This window comes from Streptomyces sp. NPDC055140 (genome assembly GCF_053607285.1).
In genome coordinates this window covers 1-7,454 of sequence record NZ_JBSGTG010000084.1, presented here as the reverse complement: position 1 = coordinate 7,454, position 7,454 = coordinate 1, and the positions used below count along the sequence as shown (strand labels likewise).

At 70.1% G+C, this 7,454-nt stretch carries 6 protein-coding genes and 2 pseudogenes; 5 read left to right on the top strand and 3 right to left on the bottom strand.

The genetic code is table 11. The features are described 5' to 3' along the window. Positions 1-254: 254 nt before the first annotated feature. Positions 255-572, bottom strand: a complete 318-nt coding sequence (locus tag ACWFR4_RS46995) for a hypothetical protein (protein ID WP_453657899.1) — start codon at positions 570-572, stop codon at positions 255-257. A 444-nt stretch (positions 573-1,016) separates the two neighbouring features. Here ACWFR4_RS46995 and ACWFR4_RS46990 point away from each other — a divergent pair, with 444 nt between their 5' ends. Both ACWFR4_RS46990 and ACWFR4_RS46985 read left to right on the top strand, forming a co-directional pair. After that, positions 1,017-1,559, top strand: a complete 543-nt coding sequence (locus ACWFR4_RS46990; protein ID WP_326715485.1) for a hypothetical protein — start codon at positions 1,017-1,019, stop codon at positions 1,557-1,559. Between the two features lie 9 nt (positions 1,560-1,568). Continuing rightward, positions 1,569-1,688, top strand: a pseudogene (locus ACWFR4_RS46985) (IS5/IS1182 family transposase); the annotation flags it as partial. A 175-nt stretch (positions 1,689-1,863) separates the two neighbouring features. On the opposite strand, the pseudogene ACWFR4_RS46980 reads toward ACWFR4_RS46985, so the two are convergent. Continuing rightward, positions 1,864-2,133 (bottom strand): annotated as a pseudogene (locus tag ACWFR4_RS46980) (transposase); the annotation flags it as partial. Positions 2,134-2,189: 56 nt separating this feature from the next. Then, positions 2,190-3,362 (bottom strand): M20/M25/M40 family metallo-hydrolase, encoded by a 1,173-nt coding sequence (locus ACWFR4_RS46975; protein ID WP_453657896.1) that lies wholly within the window; start codon positions 3,360-3,362, stop codon positions 2,190-2,192. Between the two features lie 108 nt (positions 3,363-3,470). Here ACWFR4_RS46975 and ACWFR4_RS46970 point away from each other — a divergent pair, with 108 nt between their 5' ends. From ACWFR4_RS46970 to ACWFR4_RS46960, 3 genes are all read left to right on the top strand, one after another. Then, on the top strand, positions 3,471-5,240 hold the full coding sequence (locus ACWFR4_RS46970; RefSeq protein WP_453657894.1) for a PucR family transcriptional regulator: 1,770 nt from the start codon (positions 3,471-3,473) through the stop codon (positions 5,238-5,240). 28 nt (positions 5,241-5,268) lie between these two features. Next, complete coding sequence (locus ACWFR4_RS46965; protein ID WP_453657892.1) at positions 5,269-6,588, top strand: MFS transporter; 1,320 nt, start codon at positions 5,269-5,271, stop codon at positions 6,586-6,588. After that, a partial coding sequence (locus ACWFR4_RS46960; protein WP_453657890.1) for a M20/M25/M40 family metallo-hydrolase occupies positions 6,585-7,454 on the top strand: 870 nt, incomplete at its 3' end. The genes ACWFR4_RS46965 and ACWFR4_RS46960, both read left to right, overlap by 4 nt.

Sequence of the window (7,454 nt, the reverse complement as noted above, 5' to 3'; positions counted from 1 at the left end):
GCCAGGAATAGTTGCTCGCGCCACAGCTCGGTGCGGCCGGTCACCGTCGGCGTCGGCGTCGGAGCGATGCGCTGTACCTCGGGCGGTCGGTCCAGGTGATGTTCATCGTTTTTCCTTCGTGGATACCCCCGGCTTTAGCCGGGGGAGGAAATGAACCTCCCGCGTGAGCGGCGCAGGGAAAGCGGATTCGCCGCCAGGGCGGATCGGCGTACACCGAAACCGCTGGCGAGGGACACCGCAAAGAGCAAGCGGGCTCAACTGTCAGTCCTCCCAGGTAGGTTCCGATGCATGACGACAGAAGCGACCATGCAGGCGGCCGGCCATTGCCGGTACACCCGCCCGTCGGTGACCGAGACGTTACTGTTGTCGTGGTAGAGCCCGAGGTCGAGCGAGCGGGCCGGGGCCTCGCCGCCATCGACGCCGAGCGGCACGTTCAGCTCGTACGGCGACTGGATCCACAGCGTGTCGGAGGCCGCTGCAGTCCCAGCTCCCAGGCCGATCACGAACAGGCCCGCGACCGCGGCACCGCACGCTCCCAGCCACAGGGCGCGGCCGACGGAGACTCTGTGCATTGCATCCCCCAAGAATGTCGGGGAGCCGGACGGTCCAACTCCTCGACAAGCAGACGATCTTGAAGGGGACAGGGTTGTACCGCTGTTGATCACGGCCGGGTCGACCGGCGACGACCGCGGTGGCCGCCCGCCCTCAACCCGCAGGACTGGAACCCGCAGGGACTGTCCGTCGTCTGGCTCGGGTTCGGCGGGCGAGAAGACGCTGTACGAGCAGTACGACGGCCGCCGGACAAACCGCGGAACGGGCCGAGGACGTTCATGCCGATCCCGAATTCTGGCTCTGCTCGGAGTTCCTGACGTGAAACGACTCGGTGCCAACTGGGGCGACCACGATCGAATGTCATACGGACCGGCTCAGGAACCGTTCCCCCAGATCTCGCGTGTCCTCCTTTGCTGCCGACTGTTGCCGAGGGGGACTGGATGCGAGTTCGGACACTGGTGAGCGTGGCGGTATCGACTTGCGTGGCGCTGGCGGCGTGCGCGTGCGGTCCGGAGAAGTCGGAAGAAGACACCTCCACGGCCGCGAAGCCTTCGCAGTCGTCCGAATCGGCACGGCCCGAAGAACCGTCGGCCACGCCGTCCTCGTCCCCTCGGACCGAGAAGCCGTCGGCCGAGCCGACCGGGGACCAGCCCGCGCCCAGGACGAAGGAGGGCGCGATCCAGCGGTACGAGCAGTACCTCCATGCTGTGGGCCGTGAGGACATCAACACCGTCTGCGAAGTGGCCGGGCCCGCCGCGAAGCAAGCAGAGGACCAGGGGTTCGGCCCGTGCACGTCTACGTTCGTCGTCACGTTCCAGATGATCTCGCCTGCGCAGAAGAAGGCCCTGCGAACCGCGACGGTCGACCCGCAGCGCGTCGCTGTGCTGGCCCCCGACAAGGTCGAGATCCCAACCGAAGCGATCAGGGCCTCCGTCACCTTCTCCGAGAGCGAGCTCGGCAGCAGCACCCTGGAGTACCTTAAGAGCAATTGGTACATCACCGACTAAAACCCGATCCGCCGTCCACAGAGCCCGATCCAGACTGACGGCCGCTGGGTGGTAGAGCGCACGAACTCGTGGATGAACAACTTCGGCAGACTCCGCCGCAACACCGAACGCCGCCGCGCATGCGTGGAGCGACCGGATCGGAGTCTCCAGTCAAGATACGACGGGCAGCGTCACCAACCCGCGTATAACGGTCAACATCGGGGGCGCCCAGGTGGAGGGCCTGTTCGAGTCGAACGTCTGCGCTCTAGGCGGCGACAGCGGAGGGCCAGCACTCAACGGTTCAACGGCCCTGGGCCTGCTCTCCGGCGGCACTGACGAGACGGTGTGCAACTCCTCCTCCGGCGGTACGTACTTGAACTACTTCATGCCGGTGCAAAAGGGGGTAGACGCGGTCGAGCGGCCGACTCGGCCATTCCGCCATGCCGTCCATCACCTTGCCGGTGATCGCGGTGATGGTCGTCTTGGACACGTTCGCGCCGTAGACCTCGGCCAGATGCGCGGAGATCTCGCCGTGCGTGAGGCCCTTCGCGGACAGCGAGAGGATCATCTCGTCTACGCCGGTCAGGTGCTGCCGCGATCATCAATTACACCGGAGACCGTACGGGCCCGTAACCCGCACCCGCCCAGGGCTCACTCCTCCGGCAGGCTCCCCACCATCCGCCCGACCAGGGCCGCCCGCTCCGCCATGCAGCTCACGTCGACCCACTCGTGCTCAGCGTGCGGTCCGCCGCCCACGGCGCCGAGGCCGTCCAGGGTGGGGGTGCCCGCCGCCGCGCACAGGTTGCCGTCGGAGATGCCGCCCACCGCCGCCGAGCCGGGCCAGTCCAGGCCCAGGTCGTCGGCGCAGATACGGGCCGTCTCCAGCAGGTCCGTGGCTGAGGCCTCCTCCAGGGGCGGGCGGTTGGGGCCGCCCGTGATCTCGTACGGGAGCTGCGCTGTTTCGGCCACGAGACGGCGCAGTTCGGCGTCGATCTCTTTCTGGGCCACGACATCGGGGACGCGGACGTCGACGGTGACGTAAGCGCGGTCGGGAACGGTGTTCTGTGTCGTGCCCGCGTGGGCCATCGTCGGTGTGACGGTGATCCGGTCGTCGTCCGCGGCGAGGGACTCCAGCGCGACGACGATCCGGGCGAGGTCGGTCAGGGCGTTGCGGCCCTTGCTGGGTTCCAGGCCCGCGTGCGCGGCGACACCCTCAACGCGGATGTCGTAGAACGACCAGCCCTTGCGGGCGTGCTTCAGCGCGCCGTCGTCCGCCGCGCCCTCCAGCACCAGCGCCGCACGGGACTTGCGCGCCCACTCGGTCACGACGCGGCCGCCGGCCGGGGAGCCGATCTCCTCGTCGGCGGTCACCAGGAACGCGACGGAGGGGTCCTCGCCGGACATCTCGCGCAGCCGCGCCACACCGTACAGGCCCTGGATCAGGCCGGCCTTCATGTCGAAGACGCCGGGGCCCGTCGCCCGGGCGCCGTCAACCCGGAACGGGCGGCGCTGCAGTGTATTGCGCGGCCACACCGTGTCGAAGTGCCCCACCAGCAGTACGGGTTGCGCGTCGGCCGGGCCCAAGCGCCACAGCAGCCCGCCGGGGCGCCCGTCGGTGGGGTCGTCCGGCAGGACCGAGGGGGCGGTGCCGAGGAGACGGGTGCCGATCTCGGCCAGGACGTCACGGCACGCACTCAGGGCATCCCCGTCCGAGGACGGCGACTCGGCGGCCACCAGCCGTTCCAGATCCGCGATCATGGACGGGGTCTCGGCGGTGAGCCGGTGGAGCAGATCACGCGGATCGAGGGCATGGGGTGCGGGCACGGCGGGACTCCTTTGGCGCGGCTTCCGTGGGGATACGCCTCTGCATGATTGCCCCGCCGCGGCATGCGATGGTTTGTGCGACCCCCCAAGTTTTGGAGCTGATCGGCCGTGTCTGACCACAACCCGGAGAACTCCGGCGCTGCCGGGCAGACGAGTGCCGACGCCCCTGTGACCCTGGCCACCGTGGTGGACTGCCTGGGCCCCGGAACCGTCGCCATGTGGGCCGCCCCGCACGGTCTGGGAGTACCCGTCCGCACCCTGGCCGTACACGAGGGCCCGGCTGGTCCGGGCCACAGCGGACCGGACCGGCCCGGGGGACTGCTGCTGGGCATCGGGACCGGCGGCGAGGCGCGGGAACTGATCCGCGCGGCGGCCGGGAGCGGCGCGAGCGCGGTGATCGTCAAGAACGGCGGGGACGGTACGGGGCTCCGCGACGCGGGCGCTCTCGGTACGGAGCACGGGGTGGCAGTCCTGGCCCTGGCGGCCGACCAGGACTGGACCGACCTGATCGGACGGCTGCGCGCCCTGCTGGCCGTACGCATGGGCCCCGGGACCGGGCGGGCCGCGATGTTCGGCCGCCGGCACGACCTGGTGAGCCTCGCCAACTCCCTCTCCCGGCTCGTCAACGGCTCGGTGATGATCTTCACGCCCGGTCAGGAACTGCTCGCCGCCTCCCGCCTGGGCCCCGGGGACGACGAGATGCGCCGGGCGGCCGTGCTCGACCAGCACGGCCCGGTCGGGTACCGGGCCCGGCTGGTCGAACTCGGTGTCTACCGGCGTCTCTGGTCCGGCTCCGAGGTGGTCGACGTGGCGGCCGTGCCCGAGATGGGCGCGGGACGCAGGCTCGCGGCGGCGGTGCGCGCCGGGACGGAGAACCTCGGCTCGATCTGGGTGGCCGAGGGCGCCGAACCGCTGGCCGGGAACGCCACTGTGCTGCTCGCGGAAGCCGCGACGGTCGCTGTCGGTGTGCTGCTCGGCCTCGACCAGGAAGAGGTGGCCCGGCGCCGGCTGGACGAGGAACTGTTCGGCCGGGCCCTGCTCGGGGACGTCGACCCGCGCCTGGCCGCGTCCCATCTGGCCGTCGAACCCGGCACGCCGGTCTCCGTGATGATCGCGGACCTGTCCTCGCACGACGCCCGTCTCGGTGCCGCCGACCTGTACCGGGCCCGCGAGGAGGCGCTGCGCCATCTCGCCGGCTACCGGTGGCGCGCGCTGGCCACCACCGGGCCCTCCCGGGTCGTCCTCGCCCTGGTGGGTCCGGCCGACCGGGACGGGATGCGGCGGGCGGCGGACGGGGTCGGCGCCGCCGTCGCGGAGGCCGTCGGGGCCCGGCCGCGTATCGGGATCGGGCCCTGCGTGCCCCACCTGGGGGAGCTGCCCGCCAGCCGGATGGAGGCGGAGCTGGTGGTACGGGCCCTGGCCAGGCGCGGCGAGGTCCGCAGCGCCTGCCTGGAGGACGTACGCGGCACGGCCAACCTGCTGCTGCTGGGCGAGGCCGTCACCGCCGACCGGCGGCTCCAGGACGGTCCCGTGCACCGGCTGCGCGCGCACGATCAGCGGCGCGGCACCGCGTACACCGAGACCCTGGCGGTGTACCTGGACGCCTTCGGGGACACCGCCAGGGTCTCGCGGGAGCTGAACGTCCACACCAACACCCTGCGTTACCGGTTGGGTCGTATCCGTGAGCTGACCGGGCTCGATCTGGGCGATCCTTACGAGCGCTTGAACGCCGCCGTACAGCTCTTCGCCCTCGGACCGGACGTACTTGTTGTCAAGCACGAGAAAATCCCGAAAACCTCTTCGCCCTCCACAAGCCATGGGGGTACGCCGGGTTTGCACACTACTGACCACGACCCGGCGACCGGTACCGGGTTGTGAACGACCGGAATCTGCGTGGAGGTGGAAGATGACAGAGGGCAAGAGCTCCAGGGCACGCTCAGCCAAGCGAGTGGCCGTGGCCGCCGTCGCCGTGCTTTTCATGACCTGGCTGATCGATTACATCGACCGGCTGGTGATTACCCTTGCCCTGCCTGACATCGGTGACGAGTTCGGCCTCAGCACCACGATGCAGGGCCTGATCCTCACCGCCTTCTTCATCACCTACGCGCTGATGCAGATCCCCGGCGGCATCCTCGCCGACACCAAGGGGGCCCGCCGCACCATGCTGCTGGCCGCCGGCGGCTGGACGATCTTTACCGCCACCAGCGGACTGGCCGTGGGCCTGACGTCGATGATCGCGATCCGGGCCGTCTTCGGCATCTTCCAGGGCATGTACCCGGCCGCATCCATCAAGGCGCTGAGCGAGCGCACCACCCCAAAGCAGCGGCTGACCGCCAACGGCATCATGTCCGCGTCCAACCCGCTGGGCTCCGCGATCGCCCCCATCGTCGCCGCGCCGCTCATCGTCGCCTTCGGCTGGCGCGGGGCGTTCTGGGCGGTGTCCATCCTCGGCCTGATGATCGTGTTCGTGCTGTGGAAGGGGATGCCCAAGCCGCTGACGACCGAGGAGCTGGCCGCCGCGTCCGGGAAGAAGACCGCCCCGGAGCCGGTCGCCCAGGTGTCGCTGCGGCAGGCGATGGGACTGCTCAAGTCCTCGATGATGTGGCGCTTCACCCTGATGTTCTGCGGGTTCAACATCATCGGCTGGGGCCTGGTCTCCTGGGTGCCGTCCTACCTGCGCGAGAACAAGCACGTCTCGCTCACCGGCGTCGGCCTGATGTCCGGTGTCCCGTGGGTCGCCGCGGCGATCAGCATGATGGTCGGCGGCTACCTCTTCGACCGCTTCTTCCAGGGCAACCACCGTCGCGTGGTCATCCCCGTCATGCTGGTCACGGCCGGTCTGCTCGTGATGATGGTGCGCGCCGGGTCGGCCACCGAATTCATCGCGTGGGAGACCTGCGGGACTCTCGTGATGTACCTCGCCTACATGCAGATCTTCGGTCTGCCGCTACGCATGCTGCCGCCCGAGTACGCGGGTGTCGGCGGCGGCATGGTGAACTTCGGCGGCCAACTGGCCGGGGCCATCTCCCCGTTCGTGATGGGCTTCCTCGCCGAGCACTTCTCCTACGGTGTGGCCTTCTCCTTCCTCGGTGTCGGCTGCGTCTTGGCAATCGTCGGCGCGCTGGTCACCCCGCAGACCCCGGAGGCGTTCCGGGCCGGCCTCGGCCGTCATCTGGACCTGTCGGAGAAGAAGTCCGCCCCGGCCGTCGCGGTGACTGCCGCGTGACTGCCTCCGTACCCGGCCCCGTACCGGCCGTGCAGCTCAAGGAGCGGGCGCGCGCGGCGATCGAGGCCTGCCGGGAACGGTTGCTGGACCTCAGTGAGGACCTGCAGCGCCACCCGGAGACCGGTTTCCGTGAGCACCGGGCCGCCGCGACGGTGGCTGGCTGGTTCGCAGAGCTCGGGCTCCCCTTCGAGAGCGGCCTCTCCCTCACCGGGGTGAAGGCGCGCATGTCGGGGCGTACGCCGGGGCCCACCGTCGCCGTGCTCGGTGAACTGGACGCCCTGGTGCTGCCCCGGCACCCGCTCGCCGACCCGGAGACCGGTGCCGCCCACGCCTGCGGCCACCACGCCCAGGTGGCGTCGATGATCGGTGCGGCGGTCGGCCTGGCCGCCGTCCGGCAGCACCTGGACGGGGACATGGTGTTCCTCGCGGTGCCGGCCGAGGAGAGCGTGGAGCTGGAATGGCGACGCGAGCGGGTACGGGCCGGTGAGCTGAAGCACCTGGTCGGCAAGGCTGACCTGCTCGCCCGGGGCGCCTTCGATGATGTGGACATGGCGATGCTGTGCCACACGTCGGGGCAGCCCGCCCGCCTCAGCGTCGGGGACAGCCACAACGGCTCGGTGGTGAAGCGGATCGTCTTCACCGGCCGGGCCAGCCACGCCGGTTCATCCCCCTGGCACGGGGTGAACGCCCTGAAGTCGGCGACGCTGGCGATCAGCGCGATCGACGCCCAGCGGGACACCTTCCGCGACGAGGACGCGGTACGCGTCAACGCCGTGCTGCTGCACGGGGGTGACGCGCCCACCGCAGTACCGGACCGCGCCGAACTCGAAGTCGTGATCCGGGCGCGCACGCTGGACGCCCTGCGC

Bases quoted from the DNA above. Each gene is read 5' to 3' on its own strand.
- ACWFR4_RS46965 (WP_453657892.1), top strand. From the start codon at position 5,269: ATGACAGAGGGCAAGAGCTCCAGGGCACGCTCAGCCAAGCGAGTGGCC.
- ACWFR4_RS46995 (WP_453657899.1), bottom strand. From the start codon at position 572: ATGCACAGAGTCTCCGTCGGCCGCGCCCTGTGGCTGGGAGCGTGCGGT.